This window comes from Acidovorax sp., assembly GCF_046294525.1.
Taxonomy (GTDB): Bacteria; Pseudomonadota; Gammaproteobacteria; order Burkholderiales; family Burkholderiaceae_C; genus Acidovorax.
Map to the genome: position 1 here is coordinate 57,352 of NZ_JBKBKQ010000004.1, position 22,587 is coordinate 79,938.

The window sequence follows — 22,587 nt, forward strand, 5'->3', positions numbered from 1 at the left end:
GAAGAAAAACAGCGCGCATTATCCCCATCGGCCCTTGCCGCCCGCGCCGATACCCCTGCGCCCACCCCGCCCTAAAATGGCCCGGGTGAACGATGCCACCACCCTCCCCGCTGCGGCGCAGCCCGCACCTTCCACGCCCCCCCGCCGCCCCATCCGCGACCTTCCGGACGAGCTGATCAGCCAGATCGCCGCTGGCGAAGTGGTGGAGCGCCCCGCCTCGGTGGTGCGCGAGCTGGTGGACAACGCACTCGACGCCGGCGCCACACAAATCAACCTGCGCCTGTCGGCCGGCGGCGTGCGCCTGATCACCGTGGAAGACGACGGCGGCGGCATTCCGCAAGAAGAACTGCCCGTGGCCCTGCGCCGCCACGCCACCAGCAAGATCACCAGCCTGAACGACCTGGAAACCGTGGCCACCATGGGCTTTCGGGGCGAGGCGCTGGCGGCCATTGCCTCGGTGTCGGAGATGTCGCTGCTCTCGCGCCCCGCACACCAGGCCAGCGCCTTTCTGCTGGACGCGCGCAGCGGCGAACTGCGCCCTGCGGCGCGCAGCACCGGCACCACGGTGGAGGTGAAAGAGCTGTTCTTCTCCACCCCCGCCCGCCGCAAATTCTTGAAAACCGACGCCACCGAACTGGCCCACTGCATCGAATCGGTGCGCCGCCACGCGCTGGCGCGGCCCGACGTGGGCTTTGCCATCTGGCACGAAGGCAAGCTGGTGGAGCAGTGGCGCGCCACCTTCGTGCCCGGCCAAGGGGATGCACAGGATGCCCTGGCCCGCCGCCTGTCGGACGTGCTGGGCGAAGACTTCGTCACCCAGTCGGTTGCCGTGCAGCAACGCGTGGGCCCCGTCACCGTCACCGGCCGCGCGGGCCTGCCCGACGCAGCGCGCTCACGGCCCGACCACCAGTATTGCTACGTCAACGGCCGTTTTGTACGCGACAAGGTGCTCACCCACGCCGCGCGCAGCGCGTACGAAGACGTGCTGCACGGCCACAAGCAGCCCATTTACGCGCTGTATGTCGAGATCGACCCGGCCCGCGTGGACGTGAACGTGCACCCCACCAAGATCGAGGTGCGCTTTCGCGACAGCCGCGAAGTGCACCAGGCCGTGCGCCATGCCGTGGAGAACGCGCTGGCTGCACCGCGTGCTGCAGCGCTGGCAGCGGCTGCGCAGACCGCCACGTCGCCTGCCACGGGTGGTTTTGAGCAAAAACTGCCTCTAGCGCCCGTCTGGCAAGCGCAAGCAGCTATCAAATTTGAAGAACCCCAGCGTGGCCACCGCGTGCAGGACTTGCAGGCGCTGTGGGGCCCTCGTGGCGGTATCGGCAATACCAGCGGCGACGCTACGGTGGCTCCGGCCGCTTCCCCGGCAGCGCTCGGGGGCCTGTGGGCGCCCTCCGCGCAGCCTGGCCCGGCCAACGCCCAGAACCTGCAGCAGCCGCAAGCGTCCGATGCGTCCGATGCATTGGCCGCACCCGCCATCCCGGCGGCAGCGCAGGCCGCCTCCTCCTGGCCAACGGCCCGCGACGGCAGCGAAACCACCTGGCCTCTGGGCCGCGCCGTGGCACAGCTGCACGGCGTGTACATCCTGGCCGAAAACGCGCAGGGCATGGTCATCGTGGACATGCACGCCGCGCACGAACGCATCGTGTACGAACGCCTCAAGTCCCAGGTGGACAGCGGCGCGCGCATTGCCAGCCAGCCCCTGCTGATCCCCGCCACCTTCGCCGCCACCCCGCAGGAGGTCGCCATGGCCGAAGAATCCGCCGAGGTGCTGGCGATGCTGGGCATGGAAGTCGTACCCTTCTCCCCCAAAACCCTGGCCGTGCGTGCCGTGCCCACCACCCTGGCCCAGGGCGACCCGGTGGAACTGGCCCGCAGCGTGCTGGCCGAGCTAGCCCAGCACGACGCCACCACCGTGGTGCAGCGCGCCCGCAACGAAATTCTGGGCACGATGGCCTGCCACGGCGCCGTGCGCGCCAACCGCAAGCTCACGCTGGACGAGATGAATGCGCTGCTGCGGCAGATGGAAACGACGGACCGCAGCGACCAGTGCAACCACGGGCGGCCCACGTGGCGGCAGTTGTCGATGAGGGAGCTGGACGGGTTGTTTCTGCGGGGGCGGTAACAGGCACTCGGCAACTCACTGTCGCACTCCAGCCTATTGCCGCCTTTGGCTGGCATTAAGGTCCAAAGACGCCAACACGGGCAGAATCGGCCGCCCTACGATCTGGATGGCCCTGTCATGTTTGCACTCAACGCCCAATCCATCGCACAGACCACACCGACGGGCGAGGCCATTGCGCAGGCCGTCATGTCTGGCTGGGCGCTGGGCACCGTCAAACACTGCGTGCTGATGCGGCGCGGTTTCAACCAGGTGTACGAGCTGCACTTTGACAACGGCCGCCGCGCCATTGCCCGCCTGAGCGCCGAGAGGCCGCGTGGCGAACCCAACATTGCCTACGAAGCCGCCCTGCTTCTGCACCTACAGGCCCGGCGCATCCCCTTGGCAGCGCCGTTGTCCACCAAGGACGGGGCATTCAGCCTCTTTCTGGACCTGCCTGAAGGCCCGCGCGCGCTGATGCTGTTCGAGTTCCTGCCGGGCGATCCGCCCGGCGAATCGCTCGTGGACATCGAGGCCACCGGCCGGGGGCTGGCGCAGCTGCACACCGCCGCGCAGGACTACGCGGGCCCCGCCAGCCGCTACGCGCTCGAGGTACCCAACTTGCTGGACGCATCGCTGCAGCGGATGCTTGCTGCGCCCACGGTGGACGAACCGTTAGCCAGGGAGTTTTCTGCGCTGGCCCGCGATCTGCACGACCGCTTTGCCACATTGCCAGGGCTCACCCGCGTGCATTGCCACGGCGACTGCCATGGCAGCAACAACTTCATGACGGACGGGCCGGACGGGAGCCGCGTGGCTGCGTTCTTTGACTTTGACGACACCGGGCCGGGGCTGCTGGCCTACGAGCTGAGCGTGTACCTGTGGGTGCTGCTGCCACGCAGCCTGGAGATGCCCGCATCGGCTGCGGTGCTGGAGCGCTGGCGCCGCTACCTGGCCGGGTACACCACTGTGCGCGCTGTGCCGGAAGCAGACATGGCTGCCATTGCGCCATGCCTGGCATTGCGGCAGTTCTGGATCATGGGTGAATACGCGGGCCGCATTCCCGTCTGGGGCACACAGGCCATGCCCACACACTGGTTGCGCAAGCAGGCTCCGCTGATGCGGGCGTGGATCGACCTGCCCACGCGCGAGGGGCTGTCGGCCTAACCCGCCAGCCGCTCTGCCGATGCTCCAAATGCTGCCAGGGCGGCAGCGTGATGGCTTCGCTCAGTTGTCCCGCGCGGCCTTGGCCGTGTCGGGGAAGTCGCTGAACACGCCGTCCACACCCAGGTTGTAGAACAGCTTGTACTCGGCCTTGGGGTCGCCCTTGTAGTCTGACGCCAGCCGCTTGGCTTCACTGCGGAAGGTATAGGGGTGCACCATCAGGCCTTCGGCGTGGGCGTTTTTCACCACGTCGGTGGCGGGCATCATCACGCGGTCGCGCTCGTCGATGACGCCGTCGCCATTCAGGTCGTCGGGCTTGCCGTCGCGGTTGTTGTCCACCTGGCGTGACGGAATCAGGTAGGGCTTCCAGGGGCCGATGCCGTCGGCGTAGGTCTTCACTTCCTTGAGGCCCGCCGGGGTGAGCAGGCTGGCAAAGGTGCGGGCATCGCCGGCCACGGCAAAGTCGTACGGTTTGTCGTAGGGCGCCGTCAGGTCCATGCTGCCGTCGGGGTTCACGTCGTTGGCGTCCACCAGCTGCACCAGGCGGATCTGCGTCTTGGTGCGCAGGTACTTGAGGTTGGACACCTCGAACGACTGCACGATCACCGGCGAGGCCTTGGTGGTGTAACCGTACTGGGCCAGCACGGCCAGCAGGCGGTCTTCCAGCTTCAAGCCCAGGTTGACGTGGTAGGTGGGGTGCTTGGTTTCGGGGTACACGCCGACCGTGCGGCTGGCCTTGGCGCCTTCAGCCTTGGCCAGGTCCAGCACTTCCTGCAGCGTGGGAATCTGGTACTTGCCGTTGTGCGACTGGTCGCGGTCGGCCATGGGCTGGATGGCGCGCAGGGTCTTGATCTCGGCCAGGGTGAAGTCGGATGCGAACCAGCCTTCTTCTTCCACGCCATCGACGACTTTCTTGGTCTTTCGGTTGGCAAACTCGGCGCGCGTCGCCACGTCGGTGGTGCTGGTGATATTGGGCTCGTGGCGGGCGATGAGAGCGCCGTCCTTGGTCGCCACCAGGTCCGGTTCGATGAAGTCCGCGCCTTGCTCGATGGCGCGCTTGTAGCTCTCCAGCGTGTGCTCGGGCAGGTAGCCGCTGGCGCCTCGGTGACCGATGACCAGGGGCTTTTCGCCGTTGAGGGTGGGGTAGCGCGGGCCATCGTCGCCGCCACATGCCGCCAGAGTGGCTGCCACCGACAGGGCCACAGCGGCCCGCTTCGCACCAGAGATGTGCATGGTCTTCTCCTCAGGGTTGTTGTATGAAACCGCCGAACTGTGAGACTGCGGTGTGACAGCGCCATGACCACGGCGCCACCCGCCGCAACCGCAGCGCGACAGTGCCTGAGATTCGGAATCGATGCACCAAAAAAATGCAACCGGCCGCAACATTCCCCAGCGTTGTGCATAGCTATGGGCATGAACGTATAACTTTTGAACATAATCCCCCTCGGCGTGCTTGATCTGCGCCGCCCCCCGCCCTCTCCCAGTCCCCTCAGGCTCTTCGCTTGAGAGCCTTTTTTCCGAAAGCCTTTTGATCCATGAAACACGCGTCCGCAGGCAGCTTCCTCTCGCACGTCGCCCACCGCAACCCCGGCCAGCCTGAGTTTTTGCAGGCAGTGACCGAAGTGATCGACAGCCTGTGGCCCTTCATCGCCGAGCACCCCCGGTATGCCGAGCATGGCCTGCTGGAGCGCCTGGTGGAGCCCGAGCGCATCGTCATGTTCCGCGTGTCGTGGGTGGATGACCACGGCAGCGTGCAGGTCAACCGCGGCTACCGCATCCAGCACAGCATGGCCATCGGGCCGTACAAGGGTGGCATCCGCTTTCACCCGTCGGTCAACCTGTCGGTGCTGAAATTCCTGGCGTTCGAACAGACCTTCAAAAACGCGCTGACCACGCTGCCCATGGGCGGCGGCAAGGGCGGCAGCGACTTCGACCCCAAGGGCAGGAGCCCCGGCGAAGTCATGCGGTTTTGCCAGGCCTTCGTGTCGGAGTTGTTCCGCCACGTGGGCGCTGACACCGACGTGCCGGCCGGCGACATCGGCGTGGGCGGCCGCGAGGTGGGCTATATGGCGGGCATGATGAAAAAGCTCAGCAACCGCGCAGACTGCGTGTTCACCGGCAAGGGCCTGTCGTTTGGCGGCTCGCTGATTCGCCCCGAAGCCACGGGCTACGGCACCGTGTACTTTGCGCAGGAGATGCTCAAGTCCCGCGGCCGGTCGCTCGACGGGCTGCGCGTTTCCGTCTCGGGCTCGGGCAACGTGGCGCAGTACGCCGTCGAAAAGGCCATGCAGTTGGGCGCCAAGGTGGTCACGGTGTCCGATTCGAGCGGCACCATCGTGGACGAAGAAGGCTTCACCCCCGCCAAGCTGGCCGAGCTGATGGAAGTGAAGAACCACCTGTACGGCCGCGTCAGCGACTATGCAGAGCGCACCGGCGCCAAGTTCGAGGCCGGCAAGCGCCCCTGGCACATTCCAGTGGACGTGGCCCTGCCCTGCGCCACGCAGAACGAACTGGACGAGAACGACGCCGCGACCCTCATCCAGAACGGCGTGGTCTGTGTGGCCGAAGGCGCCAACATGCCATCGACCATCGAGGCGGCCAAGGCGTTTGAAGCGGCAGGCGTGCTGTACGCGCCCGGCAAAGCCAGCAACGCGGGCGGCGTGGCCACCTCGGGGCTGGAGATGAGCCAGAACGCCGCGCGCCTGTCCTGGCCACGCGAAGAGGTGGACGCACGCCTGCTGCAGATCATGCAAGGCATCCACGCTGCCTGCCTGCGCTACGGCAAGCGCGCGGACGGCACCGTGAGCTACGTGGACGGCGCCAACATTGCCGGCTTTGTGAAGGTGGCTGACGCCATGCTGGCGCAAGGCGTGGTGTAACAAGGCGGGGCACAAGACGGGGCCTCCCGGTCCAGGCACGAAGCCTGCTTTGTGTCAGAACTTTCTGACACAAAGCAGCTCAGTCATCACCATGAAGCGCACCCCCCTCCTGGTATCCCTGACCCTGGCCATCGCCGTCACCGCGGGGTGCGCCACCCTCGACGCCAAGCAGCGGGAATGGATCTTCCAGCCCAGCGACCGCAGCTGGGGCGGCGTGCAGTCCACCGCGGACATGCAGGACGTGTGGATCGATTTCCAGTCGCAAGCTTCCGGCAAGGCCGAGCGCCTGCACGGACTGTGGCTGGCGCATGAGCGCGCCGACGCCCCCCTGCTGCTGTACCTGCACGGCGCGCGCTGGAACGTGGCGGGCTCGGCCGGCCGCATCCGCCGCATGCAGGAGCTGGGCTTTTCGGTGCTGGCCATCGACTATCGCGGCTTCGGCCAGAGCAGCGCAGGCCTGCCGTCCGAAGCCACCGCCGCCGAAGACGCCCGCGCTGCCTGGGACTGGATGGCACGGCAGCAACCCGGCGCGCCGCGCTACATCTTTGGCCACTCGCTGGGCGGCGCCATCGCCATCGAACTGGCGCGCCAGGTGCCCGACGAGCACGGCACCATCGTAGAAGGTACCTTCACCAGCATCCCCGAGGTGGTCAGCACCTTCAAGTGGGGCTGGCTGCCCGTGTCGGGCCTCATCACCCAGCGTTTTGAATCGGTGCGCAAGGTGGCCGAGATCGGCTCACCCCTGCTGGTGGTGCACGGCAGCGAAGACAGCCTCATCCTGCCCAGCCTAGGCCGCAGGCTGTACGAGGCCGCCGCCGAGCCCAAGCAGTTTGTTTTGGTGGAGGGCGGATCGCACTACAACACAAACTCGGTGGGGCAACCGGCGTATCGTCAGGCGATGGCTTCGCTGTTCAAGTTGAGGTAAGCGACGGGCGCCGACAGGTCACAAGGCGGCGCAGAAACCACTCCTAGGCGCGTGGGTCGCCAGACTGCACGTCGCTTCCCTTTTTGGCCGACTCTGCCTGACGGTTAGCATCGCCGCGGTTCAGCATCCACCAAAAAAGAGGCGCTGTTAGTGCGACCAGCACCCCAAACCCCGCCACCGAATACCACAGGTCCTCGTAGTACGCAGCCGTTGGAATCCCGTCCTCGATAAGCACCTTGCTGCCAATCGTCAAGCCGTACGCCATCGGCTCCCATTGCCACCACAGATATACGGCGGCGAGCGCCGCATAGCACATCAGTACAGTTAGCCAGAATGGCCACCAACGTCCGCAGCCAGAGAGCATGTATACCGGCAATACCAAAAATAGCCAAAAAGGTATGCACACGCTCAGTGCCATCATGAGAACGGGCACGCCCACCATTCCAGCCCCGGCGAAAGCCAACACCACGACGATAGCGGTCGCCGCAAGAGAAAAATTAAACAACAATATTTTCACACCGCGCTCCTCGGCCAATTATTAGTTGGGAAGCACAACTGGTTCTCCCTCGCAGACAAGAGGGTCGATAGACCTAGTCAGCGCCATGGGCCCCGTCTGGTACGCTCAGACAGATATGTCTGCCCCTTCCGCCACCGCTGCGTCTGCGGCCGCACCCATCTCCATCAACCCCGGCTTGGCCATCCTGGTCCTCGCCCTGCTGCTGTCCATCCAACCCGTCACCACCGACCTGTACCTGCCCGCCCTGCCCGCGCTCACGCGCAGCCTGGGTGCGCCGCTGTCGGCGGCACAACTCACTCTCAGCGGGCTGCTGCTGGCGTTTGGCTGCTCGCAAATGGTGTGGGGCCCGCTGTCGGACCGCTTTGGCCGCCGCCCCGTGCTGCTGGCGGGCCTGGCCATCTACACCGTGGCCTCGGTGGGCAGCGCGCTGGCACCCAGCATGGCGCTGCTCATTGTGTGGCGCATCGCACAGGGCGCGGCTATGGGCGCGGTGGTGATGTGTGCGCGCGCCATCGTGCGCGACCTGTATACGCCGCTGGAAGGGGCGCGCGCCATGTCCAAGGCGCTCACCGGGCTGGGAATCGTGGCATGCATCTGCGCACCGTTGGGCGGGCTGCTGAGCGAGTGGCTGGGCTGGCGTGCCGCGCTGTCCGCCTTGACTGTGTATGCGGTCGTCACCCTGGCCCTGGTGGCCCTGCGCATGCCCGAGACACTGGCGCAACGCAACCCCCGGGCGCTGCAGCCGCGCGCGCTGGTCGGCACCTGGCTGCATGTGCTGAAGAGCCCCACCTTCTGGGCGTTTTCGCTGCAGACCACGGCAACCTATGGCGGGCTTTTCACCTTTCTGGCGGCGTCTTCGTTTGTCTACATCGACGTGCTGGGCCTCACGCGCACCCAGTATGGCTGGACCATGGCCTCAGCCTGCATTGCCTACCTGGGCGGCACGTTTTTGTGCCGCCGCCTGTTGGCCCGCTATGGGCTGAAACGTACGGTGATGGTTGCCGGGGGCCTGAGCGTGGCCGGCGGCACGCTGATGGCACTGGTGGCCTGGATGGGCTGGCACCACCCCTGGGCCTTGCTGCTGCCGTTTTACTTGTTCATGGTGGGCCATGGCATCCACCAGCCCTGCGGGCAAAGCGGGGCTGTGGGGCCGTTTCCGCAGGCGGCGGGCGTTGCGTCCGCCCTCAACGGTTTCATGATGATGCTGGCGGCCTTTACGGTTGGCGGCTGGCTGGGCCAGCGGCTCGATGGCACGGTGTGGCCGCTGGTCAACGGCATTTGGTTCTGGTCGGTGGTGCTGGCTGTCATCTCGTGGACGCTGGTGCAGAAGTTCGGAGCCGCCCGTGACCGTGCCTGAAACGGCTTTGCCCGCCATTGCCCTGGCCGGCCCCACGGCGTCAGGCAAGACCGCTGGCGCCCTGGCCCTGGCCGCTGTGCTGGGCAAACAGGGCCGGCCGGTCGAGATCATCAGCGTGGATTCGGCCCTGGTGTACAGAGGCATGGACATCGGCACCGCCAAGCCCGCGCCGGACGAGCGCGCTGCCGTGCCCCACCACCTCATCGACATCCGCGACCCGCTGCAGGCCTACAGCGCCGCCGAGTTTGTGCAGGATGCCACCCGGCTCATCACCGAGATCCGCGCACGCGGCGCCCTGCCGCTGCTGGTGGGCGGCACCATGCTGTACTTCAAGGCGCTGTTCGACGGCATCGACGACATGCCTGCGGCCGACCCCGAGGTGCGCGCAAAGATCGAGGCCCAGGCCGCCGAACAAGGGTGGCCCGCGCTGCACGCCGAGCTGGCGCGCGTCGATCCGGTCACGGCGGCCCGCCTGGCGCCTGGCGACAGCCAGCGCATCCAGCGCGCGCTGGAGGTGTGGCAGGTGTCCGGCCAGCCGCTGTCGAGCTTTCACACTACAAAAAAAGGAGCTGGCAGCGCTTTACCAACGGGCGCAAGCGCCTTTTTTTCCTTGGAACCCGACGACCGCGCCTGGCTGCACGACCGCATTGCCCAGCGTTTTGACGCCATGCTGGCCGGTGGCTTCATCGACGAGGTGCAGGCCCTGCGCGCACGCGGCGACCTGCACCCCGACCTGCCCTCCATGCGCTGCGTGGGCTACCGCCAGGTGTGGGACGAGCTGGACTTCATCGCCGCGCAAGCGCCCGGCCGCCCTATCAACATGGGCCTGCTGCGCGAACGCGGCATTGCCGCCACGCGCCAGCTGGCCAAGCGCCAGATCACCTGGCTGCGCAGCATGCCGCAGCGCCACGCCATCGCCTGCGACCACCCCCACGCCGTGGCCCAACTGGTGCAGGCCGTGCTGCAGCGGCTGGACCATCAGCAGCAGCGCACCCCGTCATGACCCCGCTGCGCGTGGATGGCCTGGGCAAACACTACGGCAGCACGCCGGTGTTTGCCAACGTGCACTTCAGCGTGGAGCCGGGTGAGTTTGTGGCCATCGTGGGCGACTCGGGCGTGGGCAAGTCCACCCTGCTCAACTGCCTGGCGGGGCTGGACACCTGGGACACCGGCAGCATCACCCACGGCGCCACCGACCTGGGCCAGCTGGACGACACCGCCCGTGCGCTGTGGAGGCGTGCGCATGTGGGTTTTGTGTTCCAGGCCTTCCACGTGCTGCCGCACCTGGACGTGGCGCAGAACCTGGCCCTGCCGCTGATGCTGCTAGGACAAAGCGAGCCCGAGCGCGTGCAGCACATGCTGACCGCCGTGGGCCTGCAGGGCCTGGGCGCACGGCTGCCGCAGCAACTCAGCGGCGGCCAACTGCAGCGCGTGGCCATTGCCCGCGCGCTGGTGCACCGCCCCGCCCTGCTGCTGGCCGACGAGCCCACCGGCAACCTCGACCCCACCACCGCCACCCGCGTGATGGACCTGCTGCTCGCGCAGACGCGCGAGCACGGCGCATCGCTGGTGCTGGTCACACATTCCGATGCCGCAGCGGCGCGGGCGGACCGGGTGCTGCGGCTCACGGCCAGCGGCATCGCTGCATAGACCCTGCCCACCCGGCAGCAACAGAGGCAGCCGCAGCGCGGGCTGGCTTATTCGATATTCAGCCGCTGGGCCGCCTTGTTCACCTTCTTGGGCAGGTTCAGCGTCAGCACGCCGTTGTCGTACTTGGCCTTGGCCTGGGCAGCGTCCACATCGGCGGGCAGCTGGAAGCTGCGGGCCACGGCGCCGTAGTAGCGCTCGCTGCGCAGCACCTTTTCGCCTTCGCGCTTTTCATCGTGCTGGCGCACCTCGGCGCGCAGGCTCACCACATTGCCTTCGAGCGAGACATGGATGTCCTCCTTGGACACCCCGGGCACTTCGGCCTGCACCGTGTAGCCGCCTTCGGTCTCCTTCACATCCACCTTGATCTGGCTGGGCGAAGGCAGGTTGTCGCCATGCAGCGGGCGCACGTAAAAGCCGGGGGCGATGTCCTTGAAGAAGTCGTCAAACAGACTGCCGCGGGTCACAAGAGAGTTCATGGTTTTGCTCCTGAAAAGGGGTTGAAACGGACAACTGAGCCTGCGCAGGAGGGCGGGCCCTGACTCCAAGATAGGCGCAGCTTTTCGACGCTTCAAGGGGTGCGAAACGCGAGGTTGATGTGCGTCAAAAACCTAGCCTCCCCATACCCGCGGCCACAATGCACCCCATGCTCGCTTTGCTTCGCACCTTCTCCTGGCAAGACCTGCGCCACCACCCCTGGCGCAGCGCCGCAGCAGTGGCAGCCGTGATGCTGGGCGTGGCACTGGCGTTTGCGGTGCATGTGATTAATGCTTCTGCGCTGGACGAGTTTTCGCAGGCCGTGCGCGCCGTCAACGGCCAGCCCGACCTGGAGCTGCGCGCCATGCAGGGCAGCCTGCCCGAGGCGCTGTACGAGCGCCTGGCCACCGACCCGCAGGTGGCCCGCGCCGGCCCGCTGTTGGAGCTGTCGGCCGTGGCGCAGGCAACGGATGCCGCTGCCGCACCCCCGCCCGCCCGCACCCCGCTGCGCGTGCTGGGCGCCGACGCGCTGCTGCTACCCCCCATGGCCCCCGCGCTCATGCCGCGCCCATGGGATGGGGCCGACCGCTACGCCCGGTTCGCGCCCGCCACCGTGTTCCTCAACACCGCCGCGCTGCAGGCGCTCGGCCTGCCCACCAGCGGCCCGCAGGCCGGCACCCCGCTGCCCACCGTGCTCCTGATCACCGGCCTGCAGCAGCGCGTGTCGGTGCAGGTGGCAGGCACCGTGGCCGCCGGTGGCGCGCCGCTGGCGGTGATGGACATTGGAGCCGCGCAAGACCTTTTTGGCCGCCAGGGCGTGCTCACGCGCATCGACCTGCAACTGCAGCCCGGCACCGACACCGCCGCCTGGCAGCGCACGCTGCGCGCCGAACCCGGCTGGCCCGCCAACGCCGTGTTTGCGCAGCCGGGCGATGCGGCCCAGCGCATCAGCAACCTCTCGCGCGCGTATCGCGTCAACCTCACGGTGCTGGCGCTGGTGGCGCTGTTCACCGGGGCCTTTTTGGTGTTCTCGGTGCTGGCGCTCAGCGTGGCGCAGCGCGGGCCGCAGTTTGCGCTGCTGGCCGTGCTGGGCGCCACGCCGCGCCAGCGCCTGCTGCTGGTGCTGGCCGAATCGGCCGCGCTGGGGCTGTTGGGCAGCGTGCTGGGCATCACCCTGGGCACCGCCCTGGCCGCCACCGCCTTGCAACTGCTGGGTGGCGACCTGGGCGGAGGCTACTTTGCAGGCGTGCAGCCCGCGCTGCAGTGGAGCGCCCCCGCCGCGCTGGTCTACGGCGCGCTGGGCGTGGCCGCCGCACTGGTGGGCGGCTGGTGGCCCGCCCGCGCCGCACAGCAGCTGCCCCCGGCGCAAACGCTGAAGGGCCTGGGCACCGCCGCCAGCCAGGCCGACCGGGGCACGCTGGGCCTGGTGCTGCTGGCGGGCGGCGCCCTGCTGGCACTGGCGCCCCCGGTGGGCGGCGTGCCGCTGGCGGCGTATGTGGCCATCGGCCTTTTGCTGGTGGGCGGCATTGCGCTGCTGCCCTGGGGCATGGCGCGGCTGCTGGCAGCCCTCCAGCCGCTGGCCGCGCGCCACACGCTGCCCCTGCTGGCGCTGGAGCGCGCACGCCGCATGCGCGGCAGCGCGGCCATTGCCGTGGGCGGCGTGGTCGCATCGCTCAGCCTGGCCGTGGCGCTGACGGTGATGGTGGCCAGCTTTCGCGGCTCAGTCACGCAGTGGCTGGACGCCGTGCTGCCGTCGCCGCTGTATGTGCGCTCGGCCCTCAGCACCAGCACCACCACGGGCACCGAGGCCGCGCTGCTGCCCGCCGGTTTTGCCGAAGCCGTGGCCCAGCTACCCGGCGTGGAACGCGTGCAGCCCCTGCGCGCCAGCCCCGTGCAGCTCTCGCCCACCCTGCCCGCCCTGGCGGTGCTGAGCCGCCCGCTGGGCGACAACCCCGCCCAAAGCCTGCCCCTGGTGGGCGAGCCCCTCAGCGTGCCTGCGGGCCGCGTGGCCGTCTACATCAGCGAGGCGGTGGTGGACCTGTATGGCGTGCGCCCCGGCATGGAATGGCCCGCACTTTCAGAGTCTTTTAGGCCGTTTGCGCTCGATGGACATGCCCAAGCAGCTATCTTTTACATAGCAGGCGTATGGCGCGACTACGCCCGCCAGTCCGGCGCCGTGGCCATGGATCGCGCCGCCTGGCTGCGCCTGACCGGCGACGCCCGCACCAGCGACCTGGCCCTGTGGCCCCGTGAGGGCGCCGACACCGCCGCGCTGCAGGCCGCCATCCGCAATTTGGCCACCACCCACGCAGGCCGCACGGCGGGCGCGGGCGACAACGGCGAAGCCCTGGTCGAATTCGCCTCCTCCGGCGCCATCCGCGACCGCTCGCTGCGCATCTTCGACCGCAGCTTTGCCGTCACCTACTGGCTGCAGGCCGTGGCCATCGCCATCGGCCTGTTCGGCGTGGCCGCCAGCTTCAGCGCCCAGGTGCTGGCCCGTCGCAAGGAGTTCGGCCTGCTCGCCCACCTGGGCCTCACCCGGCGGCAGATCCTGACCGTGGTGGCTGGCGAAGGCGCTGCGTGGACGGCCGTGGGCGCGGCGGCAGGCGTGCTGCTGGGGCTGGCCGTGTCGGTGGTGCTGGTGCACGTGGTCAACCCGCAGAGTTTTCACTGGACGATGGATCTGGCGGTGCCGGGGGGGAGGCTGCTCGCGTTGTGTGCTGCGGTTGTTGTGTCGGGCACGGTCACCGCGTGGCTGGCGGGGCGGGCGGCTGCGGGGAGGGATGCGGTGATGGCGGTGAAGGAGGATTGGTAGCGATGGTTCTGAGTCCAGCAACCGTGTAGGTCTGTAACATTCAATCAAATACCAACCCATACTTGATGCTGGGTGAACCATATTGCACGCTGTAGTTCTTCTGCTCTGCCCTCCATCCGATCTTGCAAAAAGACTTTAAGTGGGGTGACAGCAAAGCAACGCGACACATCATCCATAAAATTAATTCATTCAAATCATGTCCTACTCCATCCCGGCATATAGCAAGAACGCGTTTGACAAGGCCGGCAGAAGTTTGGCAGCGACAAAAAACTCAGAGGAATTTGACGAGTTGGCTTGGGAAATTTTGGGAAACTGGCGCGCCTCTCATGCATTTCCGTTGAATTCAATTACCGTCAGCTTAAAGGGCAAAGTGAGCCGCCTGGGTTTATCTGCTGTGGTTGTTCAGAGATTAAAGCGCTCTCGCTCCATACTCGCCAAGCTCTCGCGCGAATCGATGAGACTCACTCAAATGCAGGACATCGGTGGTTGCCGGGCTGTAGTTCCAACAATAGAAGACGTTTACAGGCTTCGTAGTAAATTTTATAAAAGTCGATCAAAACACGTACTGATATCCGAGGATGACTACATTGCAAGTCCGAAAAGCTCTGGATATCGTGGAGTGCATTTGGTATACAAGTTCCAAAGCTCCGCGAAACCTGAATACAGCAATCTTCTACTCGAAGTTCAGCTTCGCTCGCACGCGCAACACGCTTGGGCGACTGCAGTGGAGACAGTTGGGGCGGTCGTAGGTCAAGCACTGAAGTCCAGTCAAGGTGAGAGCATGTGGCTCTCTTATTTTCAAATAGCCTCATTGGCACTAGAGTACTCGGAAACACCTGCATTTGGCAGAAGTCCATTTATGTCTCGCGGTCAAGTCGCAAGAGAATTGGCTAACCTGGATAAAAGCCTAGAGGTGAACAAAAAGCTAACTGCCTACCGTGCAGCGCTTCGAGCAACCGAGCAACCGAAGGCGAAAAATGCTGGGTACTTCCTCTTGGTACTACTTCCAGATGAGCCGGGTTTACAGGTATTTTCATTCGCCAAAGACGAGGCGGATGCTGCTCAGAAGGAATATCAGCGATATGAAAGACTTCTCCCGTTCAAGTCTCGCCAAATGCCATTATTTCCAGAACTTGCCGACTATTCAGGAGCTCAAGTAGTTTTGGTTGGTGCAGAATCTTTTCGATCCATAAGAGAAGCTTATCCAAACTATTACCTCGACACCGAACAATTCATCTCGTTAGTCAATATTTTTATTAGAAAATATCGGCACTCCGCTTGAGGCACTTTTCAAAATCACCGATTTCTGTTCACTTGTCGCCATGGCAAGGACTAGAGAACGTCAGCTGACACTATTCACATCTCTCCCCCCCATGACCCTCCCCACCCCCTGGCTCCACGAAGCCATCGCCCGCATCGAAGCCGACTACCAGCGCAGTGCCGACACGCACCTGATCCCGCTGCGGCTGCCCGCCTTTGCCGCGCATGGCATTGACCTGTACCTCAAAGACGAATCCACCCACCCCACGGGCAGCCTGAAGCACCGGCTGGCGCGGTCGCTGTTTTTGTATGCGCTGTGCAATGGCTGGGTGCATGAGGGCTCGACCATCGTCGAATCGTCCAGCGGCTCCACGGCGGTGAGCGAGGCCTACTTTGCGCGGCTGCTGGGGCTGCCGTTTGTGGCGGTGATGCCGCGCAGCACCTCGCCCGAGAAGGTCGCGCAGATCGAGTTCCATGGCGGGCGTTGCCACTTTGTGGACAGCGCGGGCGCGGTGTATGACGCGGCCCGTGCGATTGCCGAGGAGACGGGCGGTCACTACATGGACCAGTTCACGTATGCCGAGCGCGCGACCGACTGGCGGGGTAACAACAACATTGCCGAGAGCATGTTCACGCAGATGGCGCGCGAGCCGCACCCTGTGCCGCGCTGGATTGTGGTGGGCGCGGGCACGGGCGGCACCAGTGCGACCATTGGCCGCTATGTGCGCTACCAGCGCCATGCCACGCAAGTGTGTGTGGCCGACCCGGCGGGGTCGGTGTTCAGCGCCTACCACCGCACGGGCGATGCGCAGCTGACCGCACCAGGATCGCGCATTGAAGGCATTGGCCGCCCCCGTGTGGAGCCCAGCTTTATCCGCACGCTGGTGGACCGTATGGTGGATGTGGCGGACTGCGAATCCATTGCCGCCATGCGCGCGCTGTCGCAGTTGCTGGGGCGGCGTGTGGGGCCGTCCACAGGCACCAACTTTGTGGCCATGCTCACGCTGGCCAGCGAGATGCGCGAGCAGGGCGAGCGCGGCTCCATCCTGTCGCTGCTGTGCGATGCGGGCGAGCGGTATCTGCCCACGTATTTCGACACCGACTGGGTGTACCGCACGTTTGGCGACTGCTCGGCCGCGCAGCACAAGGTGGACGCGTTGATGGGCTGAGCGCCCTGCCCCGTCCCGCAATTCCATTCCGAAACTCCATCCCGTACATCGATCCCCACACCATGCACAGCTCCACACGCCGCCAGTGGCTGATGGGGGCCAGCCTGCAGGCAGCCGGGCTGGGCGCGCTGCTCTGGCCAGGTGCGGCGCAGGCGCTGCCCGCGCGCACGCTGGCCTTTCCGCGCGACCACGGCAGCCACCCGGAGCTGCGCACCGAGTGGTGGTACATCACTGGCCATGTGCAGGCGCAGGGCCAGCCGTGGGGGTTTCAGCTCACGTTTTTCCGCTCACGGGTGGATGCTACGCAGGGCCTGCAATCGGCGTTTGCGGCCAAGCAGCTGCTGTTTGCGCATGCGGCCATCACCGACGTGAAAGGCCAGCGCCTGCGGCACGACCAGCGCATCGCGCGCGCAGGTTTTGGTGTGGCGCAGGCCAGCGAGGCGGACACGCGCATCCGGCTACAAGACTGGACGCTGGAGCGCAGTGATGTGCCGGGCAGCACCCCCGGTGGGGAGCCGCGCAGCCGCTACACCACGCGCATCACCGGCAGCGAGCTGGGGCTGGAGTTGCAGTTCGACAGCACGCAGCCGGTGCTGCTGCAGGGCCAGCAAGGCCTGTCACGCAAGGGGCCGGATGCGGCGCAGGCCAGCTACTACTACAGCCAGCCGCAGCTGGCCGTGAGCGGACACCTGACAGTGGCGGGCCGCCGCATGGCGGTGGAGCCGGGCACCGGCCGCGCGTGGATGGACCACGAGTGGAGCGAGGCGCTTATGCACGCCGAGGCGGTGGGATGGGACTGGATTGGCATGAACCTGGAAGACGGCAGCGCGCTGACGGCCTTCCGGCTGCGGCGGGCCGATGGGTCGGCGCTATGGGCGGGCGGGTCATTCCGCGCGCGGGGGCAGGCGGTGCAGGTGTTTGGGGCAGAGGACGTGGTCTTTGCGCCGGAGCGCTGGTGGACCAGCGCCGCCAGCAACGCACGCTACCCGGTGCAGTGGCGCGTGCAGACGCCCGTGGGCCGCTTTGCCGTGCACGCGCTGCTGGACGCGCAGGAGTTGGACAGCCAGGGCTCTACCGGCGCGATCTACTGGGAAGGCCTGAGCGAGCTGCGCGACGCCAGCGGCCAGGTCGTGGGCCGGGGCTACCTGGAGATGACGGGGTATGCGCGGGCGCTTCGGCTGGGGTGAGTGGTGTGGGGGCGCGTTGGCCCCACCGCCCGCATTGGCTCCGTTGCTTTCAATTTGATAGCTGGTATCGCTCAAAAACAAAGGGGTTCAGGCTATTTCGGCCTGAAACCCTTGTCCACCAAGCGCTAGCAGCTATCTTTCTGGAAGCATCTACGCGTTGAGCTTATCCGCGACTGGCTCGGCGCCTTGCCAGCCAGGCAATGATCTCGCCCATGATGCCGCGGCGGAAGGCCAGCACGCAGATCACGAAGATGAGACCCGTGACCATGGTGACGGATTCGCCCAGCGTCTTGAACCATTCCACACTGGTCAGCGCCGCCAGCATGTTGCCGAACTCGCCGATCTTGTTCTCCAGAAGCACCACCACGGCCGATCCGATGAGCGGGCCTGACAGCGTGCCCAAGCCGCCGACCAGCGTCATCAGAATGACCTGGCCCGAAGCGGTCCAGTGCACGTCAGACAGCGTGGCAAAGCCCAACACCACCGTCTTGAGGGAGCCTGCGAGGCCCGCAATGGCGGCCGAGATGACAAAGGCCAGCAGCTTGAAGTGCTGCACGTCGTAGCCCAGCGAGATGGCGCGGGGTTCGTTCTCCTTGATGCCCTTGAGCACCTGGCCGAACGGTGAGTGGATGGTGCGCACGATGAGCAGGAACGCCGCCACCACGATGACCAGCGCCACGTAGTACATGGTCAGGTCGTTCTTGAGGTCCAGCACGCCAAACAGCTTGCCGCGCGGCACGCCCTGCAAGCCGTCCTCACCGCCGGTGAAGGGCGCCTGCAGGCACACGAAGAACAGCATCTGCGCCAGCGCCAGCGTGATCATGGAGAAGTAGATGCCCTGGCGGCGGATGGCGAGCCAGCCGAACAGCAGGCCCAGCAGCGCGCCGCCGCCGGTGCCCAGCAGCATGCCCACCTCGGGCGTCAAGCCCCACACCTTGACGGCATGGCCCGTGACATAGGCCGCGCCGCCCAAAAACGCCGCGTGGCCGAATGACAGCAGGCCCGTGAAGCCCAGCAGCAGGTTGAAGGCCGAAGCAAACAGTGCAAAGCACATGAGCTTCATCACGAAGATGGGATAGGCGCCCAGGAAAGGCGCAACAACCAGGCCCAGCAGCAGCAGGCCGTATCCGATGGGGGCAATGTTCTTGAAGTTCATGCTGGCTGCCCCGGTTATTTCTCTTTGCCGAACAGGCCGGCGGGGCGGATGAGGAGAACGATGACCATGATGACGAACACCACGGTGGACGATGCTTCGGGGTAGAACACCTTGGTGAAGCCTTCGATGACGCCCAGGCCGAGCCCGGTGAGGATGGAACCCATGATGGAGCCCATGCCGCCAATCACGACCACGGCAAACACCACGATGATGAGGTTCTGGCCCATGAGGGGCGTGACCTGGTACACGGGTGCTGCGAGCACACCGGCAAAGGCGGCCAGCGCGGCGCCAAAGGCGTAGGTCAGCGTCACCATCACCGGCACGTTGATGCCGAAGGCCTCGACCAGGCGCGGGTTCTCAGTGCCGGCGCGCAGGTACGCGCCGAGCTTGGTTTTCTCGATCACATACCACGTGGCCAGGCACACGACGATGGAAGCCACCACGACCCAGGCGCGGTAGTTGGGCATGATCATGAAGCCCAGGTTGGTGGCGCCTTCCAGCAGCTCGGGCGTGTCGTAACCCAGGCCCGACACGCCGTAAATGGAGCGGAACACCCCTTCGATCAGCAGCGTGAGGCCCAGCGTGAGCAGCAGGCCGTACAGGTGGTCGAGCTTGTAGATCCAGCGCAGCAGCAGGCGCTCGATCAGCACCCCGAACAGCCCCACCACCAGCGGCGCCAGCACCAGCATCAACCAGTAGTTGATGCCGAAGTAGTTCATGGCCATCCAGGTGATCAGGGCGCCGGTCATGAACAGCGCGCCGTGCGCAAAGTTGATGACGTTGAGCAGGCCGAAGATCACGGCCAGCCCCAGGCTGAGGATTGCGTAGAACGATCCATTGACCAGCCCCAGAAGGAGCTGGCTCAACAGGCCGGGCAATGAGACACCAAAGATTTCCATGGGCAGGAGCAGCGGGTGCAGAGAGGGAACGGAGGGTTGGGGTCAGAGAGCGCGCGCGGGGTGTGCGTGCATGCGCCGTGCAGGGTTGCGGTACATGCCACCCGCCAGCCGGTGCGTGCAAGGCACACGCGGGCTGGCAGGCGAGCGGGCCGGGCGTCAGCCCGCGGCCCTCACGGGCGCGCCATCCATCACTTCCAGAGCGGGCATTTGCTCTCGGCCTTGGTGGTGAACACCTGGTCACCAGGCAGCTTCTTGATGAGCTTGTAGTAGTCCCAGGGCTTGGTCGACTCCGAAGGCTTCTTCACTTCCATCAGGTACATGTCGTGCACGTAGCGGCCGTCAGGACGCAGCTGGCCCGAGCCGAAGAAGTCGTTCATCTTCATGCCGCGCCATGTGGCCATCACCTTGTCGGCATCCACCGTCTTGGCGGCTTCTACGGCCTTGAGGTAGTTCATGGTGGCGGAGTAGTCGGCAGCCTGGATCTCGGTGGGCATGCGCTTGGTCTTCTCGAAGAACTTGGCTGCAAACTTGCGCGTGTCGTCGTTCAGGTCCCAGTACCAGCTGGTGGTGAACTGCAGGCCTTCGGTGTTGCGCAGGCCCAGGCTGTGCACGTCGGAGATGAAGATCAGCAGGCCGGCCAACTTCATGCTCTTGCCGATGCCAAACTCCTTGGCGGCCTTGATGGAGTTGATGGTGTCGCCGCCCGCATTGGCCAGGCCCAGGATCTGCGCCTTGGAGTTTTGGGCCTGCAGCAGGAAGGACGAGAAGTCGGACGCGTTGAGCGGGTGGCGCACGGCGCCCACCACGTTGCCGCCCTTGGCCTTGACGACCGCAGTGGTGTCGGCCTCCAGCGCATGGCCGAAGGCGTAGTCGGCCGTGAGGAAGTACCAGCTCTTGCCACCGGTGTCCACAATGGCCGAGCCCGTGCCCTTGGCCAGGGCCACGGTGTCGTAGGCATAGTGCACCGTGTAGGGCGTGCACTGGTCGTTGGTCAGGGCCGAGCTGGCGGCGCCGTTGTTGATATACACGCGCTTCTTCTCGGCAGCCACCTTGGCAGACGCGAGCGCGGTGCCCGAGTTGGTGCCGCCGAACAACATGGTCAGCCCCTGGGTGTCGATCCACTCGCGAGCCTTCGATGCGGCGATGTCGGCCTTGTTCTGGTGGTCGGCGGTGAGCAGCTCGATGGGCATGCCCAGCACCTTGCCGCCGAAGTCGTCAATCGCCATCTGAATGGCCACTGCGCCGTTTTTGCCTTCCACGTCGGCATACAGGCTCGACATGTCGGTGATGAAGCCGATCTTGACCTTGTCCTGCGCCTGCGCGGCCGAGGTGGCCAGGCCTGCGGCACCCAGCATCAATGCCAACACTTTGAGTTGTTTCTTCATGGTTTTGTCTCCTGGTGGTGTGGTGGAAGAAAGCGATGGGGAAATCAATGCGATGAACGGAGGCGTGTCTGGCGAGCGGCGTGCGACGCCATCACACGCCCAGCAGCTCGTTGAGCACGGGCATCTTGTCGTTCAGCTCGGCGGCGCCGAACTGCAGGGCGATACGGCCGTGCTCCATCACATAGAAGCGGTCCGCCAGCGGCGCGGCAAAGCGGAAGTTCTGCTCCACCATCACGATGGTGTAGCCCTTCTCGCGCAGCGTGGTGATCATGCGGGCCAGGGCCTGCACGATGACGGGAGCGAGGCCTTCGGATATCTCGTCCAGCAGCAACAACTTGGCGCCCGTGCGCAGGATGCGGGCCACGGCCAGCATCTGCTGCTCGCCGCCCGACAGGCGCGTGCCCTGGCTGTTCTTGCGCTCGGCCAGGTTGGGGAACATGGCGTAGATCTCTTGCACTGACATGCCAGGCGTGCCGGTCTTGAGGGCCGGAGGCAGCAGCAGGTTTTCTTCGCACGAAAGGCTCGCAAAAATGCCGCGCTCTTCAGGGCAGTAGCCCACGCCCAGGTGGGCGATGCGGTGCGTGGGCATGTTCACGGTTTCCACGCCGTCGATCTTGACGGAGCCTTTGCGCGCCCCTGTGAGGCCCATGATGGCGCGCATGGTGGTGGTGCGGCCGGCGCCATTGCGGCCGAGCAAGGTCACGACCTCGCCGGGCTGCACGACGATGTCCACGCCGTGCAGCACATGGGACTCGCCGTACCAGGCTTCGAGGCTCTTGATTTCGAGTGCGGGGGTGCTCATCTCAATGCGCCCCTTGGAGTTGACCATCTGTCGTGCCCATGTAGGCTTCCATCACTTGCGGGTTGTTCGAGACTTCGGCGTAAGGCCCTTCGGCCAGCACAGCGCCACGCTGCAGCACGGTGATGCAGTCGGCAATCGTGGAGACGACCTTCATGTTGTGCTCGACCATCAGGATGGTGCGGCCGGCCGACACCTTCTTGATGAGCTGGGTGACGCGGTCCACATCTTCATGGCCCATGCCCTGCGTGGGCTCGTCCAGCAGCATCAACTCGGGCTCCATGGCCAGCGTGGTGGCAATCTCCAGCGCGCGCTTGCGGCCATAGGGCAGGTTCACAGTCACTTCGTCGGCCAAGTCTTCCAGGCCCACTTCGGTCAGCAACTGCATGGCGCGATCATTCAGCTGATTGAGCGTGCGCTCGCTGCGCCAGAAGTGAAACGACGTGCCCAGCTTGCGCTGCAGGCCCAGGCGCACGTTCTCCAGCAGCGTGAGGTGCGGAAACACCGCCGAGATCTGAAACGAACGGATGACGCCGCGGCGCGCAATCTGCGCGGGCTGTTCGCGGGTGATGTCGTGCCCGTTGAAGCGGATCACACCCGAGGTGGGCGTGAGGAACTTGGTAAGCAGGTTGAAGCAGGTGGTCTTGCCCGCACCGTTGGGGCCGATCAGCGCATGGATGGAGCCGCGGCGCACGGCCAGGTTCACGTCGCTGACGGCGGTGAAGCCCTTGAACTCTTTGGTCAGGCTGTGGGTTTCGAGAATGACGTCGCTCATTGCGCCTTGGCCGCTCCGTGAAGAACTGAGGGAGGAAGGAGCCTTGCGTGCAAGGTCTCCGAGTGGTGT

Annotated in this window: 19 protein-coding genes; 11 read left to right on the plus strand and 8 right to left on the minus strand. The window is 65.7% G+C overall.

Translation table 11 applies throughout. From position 1 onward, the window contains the following. The first annotated feature begins 85 nt into the window (after positions 1-85). Both mutL and ACK4HJ_RS06255 read left to right on the plus strand, forming a co-directional pair. Positions 86-2,131: a DNA mismatch repair endonuclease MutL gene (gene mutL, locus ACK4HJ_RS06250; RefSeq protein ID WP_409828824.1), complete on the plus strand. Its 2,046-nt coding sequence runs from the start codon at positions 86-88 to the stop codon at positions 2,129-2,131. 117 nt (positions 2,132-2,248) lie between these two features. Further along, positions 2,249-3,274: a phosphotransferase enzyme family protein gene (locus tag ACK4HJ_RS06255; protein WP_409828826.1), complete on the plus strand. Its 1,026-nt coding sequence runs from the start codon at positions 2,249-2,251 to the stop codon at positions 3,272-3,274. Positions 3,275-3,334: 60 nt separating this feature from the next. Here the strand turns inward: ACK4HJ_RS06255 and ACK4HJ_RS06260 are convergent, their stop codons facing one another. Then, the gene (locus ACK4HJ_RS06260; RefSeq protein WP_409828828.1) at positions 3,335-4,504 is read right to left on the minus strand and encodes a glycerophosphodiester phosphodiesterase; all 1,170 of its coding nucleotides are present in this window, start codon (positions 4,502-4,504) and stop codon (positions 3,335-3,337) included. A gap of 302 nt (positions 4,505-4,806) precedes the next feature. On the opposite strand from ACK4HJ_RS06260, the gene gdhA reads away from it, so the two are divergent. Together gdhA and ACK4HJ_RS06270 are read left to right on the plus strand one after the other, a co-directional pair. Further along, entirely contained in the window at positions 4,807-6,150 is a 1,344-nt protein-coding gene (gene gdhA, locus ACK4HJ_RS06265; RefSeq protein ID WP_409828831.1) for an NADP-specific glutamate dehydrogenase, read from the plus strand. 91 nt (positions 6,151-6,241) lie between these two features. Beyond that, on the plus strand, positions 6,242-7,075 hold the full coding sequence (locus tag ACK4HJ_RS06270; RefSeq protein WP_409828833.1) for an alpha/beta hydrolase: 834 nt from the start codon (positions 6,242-6,244) through the stop codon (positions 7,073-7,075). Positions 7,076-7,118: 43 nt separating this feature from the next. On the opposite strand, the gene ACK4HJ_RS06275 is transcribed toward ACK4HJ_RS06270, so the two are convergent. Then, the gene (locus ACK4HJ_RS06275) at positions 7,119-7,592 is read right to left on the minus strand and encodes a hypothetical protein (RefSeq protein ID WP_409828836.1); all 474 of its coding nucleotides are present in this window, start codon (positions 7,590-7,592) and stop codon (positions 7,119-7,121) included. Positions 7,593-7,707: 115 nt separating this feature from the next. Between ACK4HJ_RS06275 and ACK4HJ_RS06280 the strand changes: the two genes are divergently transcribed. Genes ACK4HJ_RS06280 through ACK4HJ_RS06290 form a run of 3 tightly spaced genes read left to right on the plus strand, consistent with a single transcriptional unit; the run spans position 7,708 to position 10,599 of the window. Then, complete coding sequence (locus tag ACK4HJ_RS06280) at positions 7,708-8,949, plus strand: multidrug effflux MFS transporter (RefSeq protein WP_409828838.1); 1,242 nt, start codon at positions 7,708-7,710, stop codon at positions 8,947-8,949. After that, positions 8,936-9,952 carry a tRNA (adenosine(37)-N6)-dimethylallyltransferase MiaA gene (gene miaA, locus ACK4HJ_RS06285; protein ID WP_409828841.1) on the plus strand — a complete coding sequence of 339 codons (1,017 nt, stop codon included), beginning with the start codon at positions 8,936-8,938 and terminating at the stop codon, positions 9,950-9,952. Before ACK4HJ_RS06280 ends, miaA begins: the two co-directional genes overlap by 14 nt. Further along, positions 9,949-10,599, plus strand: coding sequence for an ABC transporter ATP-binding protein (locus ACK4HJ_RS06290; protein ID WP_409828844.1), 651 nt, complete (start codon positions 9,949-9,951; stop codon positions 10,597-10,599). The genes miaA and ACK4HJ_RS06290 overlap by 4 nt, the downstream gene beginning before the upstream one ends. Before the next feature lie 47 nt (positions 10,600-10,646). Here ACK4HJ_RS06290 and ACK4HJ_RS06295 read toward each other — a convergent pair whose 3' ends face one another. Beyond that, the gene (locus ACK4HJ_RS06295) at positions 10,647-11,075 is read right to left on the minus strand and encodes an Hsp20/alpha crystallin family protein (protein WP_409828847.1); all 429 of its coding nucleotides are present in this window, start codon (positions 11,073-11,075) and stop codon (positions 10,647-10,649) included. Between the two features lie 158 nt (positions 11,076-11,233). Here ACK4HJ_RS06295 and ACK4HJ_RS06300 point away from each other — a divergent pair, with 158 nt between their 5' ends. The 4 genes from ACK4HJ_RS06300 to ACK4HJ_RS06315 all read left to right on the plus strand — a co-directional run bounded on the left by ACK4HJ_RS06300 (position 11,234) and on the right by ACK4HJ_RS06315 (position 17,504). Continuing rightward, positions 11,234-13,888: an FtsX-like permease family protein gene (locus tag ACK4HJ_RS06300; protein ID WP_409828849.1), complete on the plus strand. Its 2,655-nt coding sequence runs from the start codon at positions 11,234-11,236 to the stop codon at positions 13,886-13,888. 196 nt (positions 13,889-14,084) lie between these two features. Beyond that, positions 14,085-15,170, plus strand: coding sequence for a RelA/SpoT domain-containing protein (locus ACK4HJ_RS06305; RefSeq protein ID WP_252657862.1), 1,086 nt, complete (start codon positions 14,085-14,087; stop codon positions 15,168-15,170). A 91-nt stretch (positions 15,171-15,261) separates the two neighbouring features. Then, entirely contained in the window at positions 15,262-16,317 is a 1,056-nt protein-coding gene (locus tag ACK4HJ_RS06310) for a PLP-dependent cysteine synthase family protein (protein ID WP_409828853.1), read from the plus strand. A 62-nt stretch (positions 16,318-16,379) separates the two neighbouring features. Beyond that, positions 16,380-17,504 (plus strand): lipocalin-like domain-containing protein, encoded by a 1,125-nt coding sequence (locus ACK4HJ_RS06315; protein ID WP_409828855.1) that lies wholly within the window; start codon positions 16,380-16,382, stop codon positions 17,502-17,504. Positions 17,505-17,667: 163 nt separating this feature from the next. On the opposite strand, the gene ACK4HJ_RS06320 is transcribed toward ACK4HJ_RS06315, so the two are convergent. The 5 genes from ACK4HJ_RS06320 to ACK4HJ_RS06340 form a co-directional block, all read right to left on the minus strand. After that, complete coding sequence (locus ACK4HJ_RS06320; protein ID WP_409828858.1) at positions 17,668-18,660, minus strand: branched-chain amino acid ABC transporter permease; 993 nt, start codon at positions 18,658-18,660, stop codon at positions 17,668-17,670. A gap of 14 nt (positions 18,661-18,674) precedes the next feature. Next, positions 18,675-19,559 (minus strand): branched-chain amino acid ABC transporter permease, encoded by an 885-nt coding sequence (locus ACK4HJ_RS06325; protein WP_409828861.1) that lies wholly within the window; start codon positions 19,557-19,559, stop codon positions 18,675-18,677. 188 nt (positions 19,560-19,747) lie between these two features. Continuing rightward, positions 19,748-20,944 (minus strand): ABC transporter substrate-binding protein, encoded by a 1,197-nt coding sequence (locus tag ACK4HJ_RS06330; protein ID WP_409828864.1) that lies wholly within the window; start codon positions 20,942-20,944, stop codon positions 19,748-19,750. A gap of 91 nt (positions 20,945-21,035) precedes the next feature. Then, positions 21,036-21,746: an ABC transporter ATP-binding protein gene (locus tag ACK4HJ_RS06335; RefSeq protein WP_409828867.1), complete on the minus strand. Its 711-nt coding sequence runs from the start codon at positions 21,744-21,746 to the stop codon at positions 21,036-21,038. A gap of 1 nt (position 21,747) precedes the next feature. Further along, a complete protein-coding gene (locus ACK4HJ_RS06340) occupies positions 21,748-22,518 on the minus strand; it encodes an ABC transporter ATP-binding protein (RefSeq protein ID WP_409828870.1) in 771 nt (256 codons plus the stop codon). Positions 22,519-22,587: the final 69 nt, after the last annotated feature.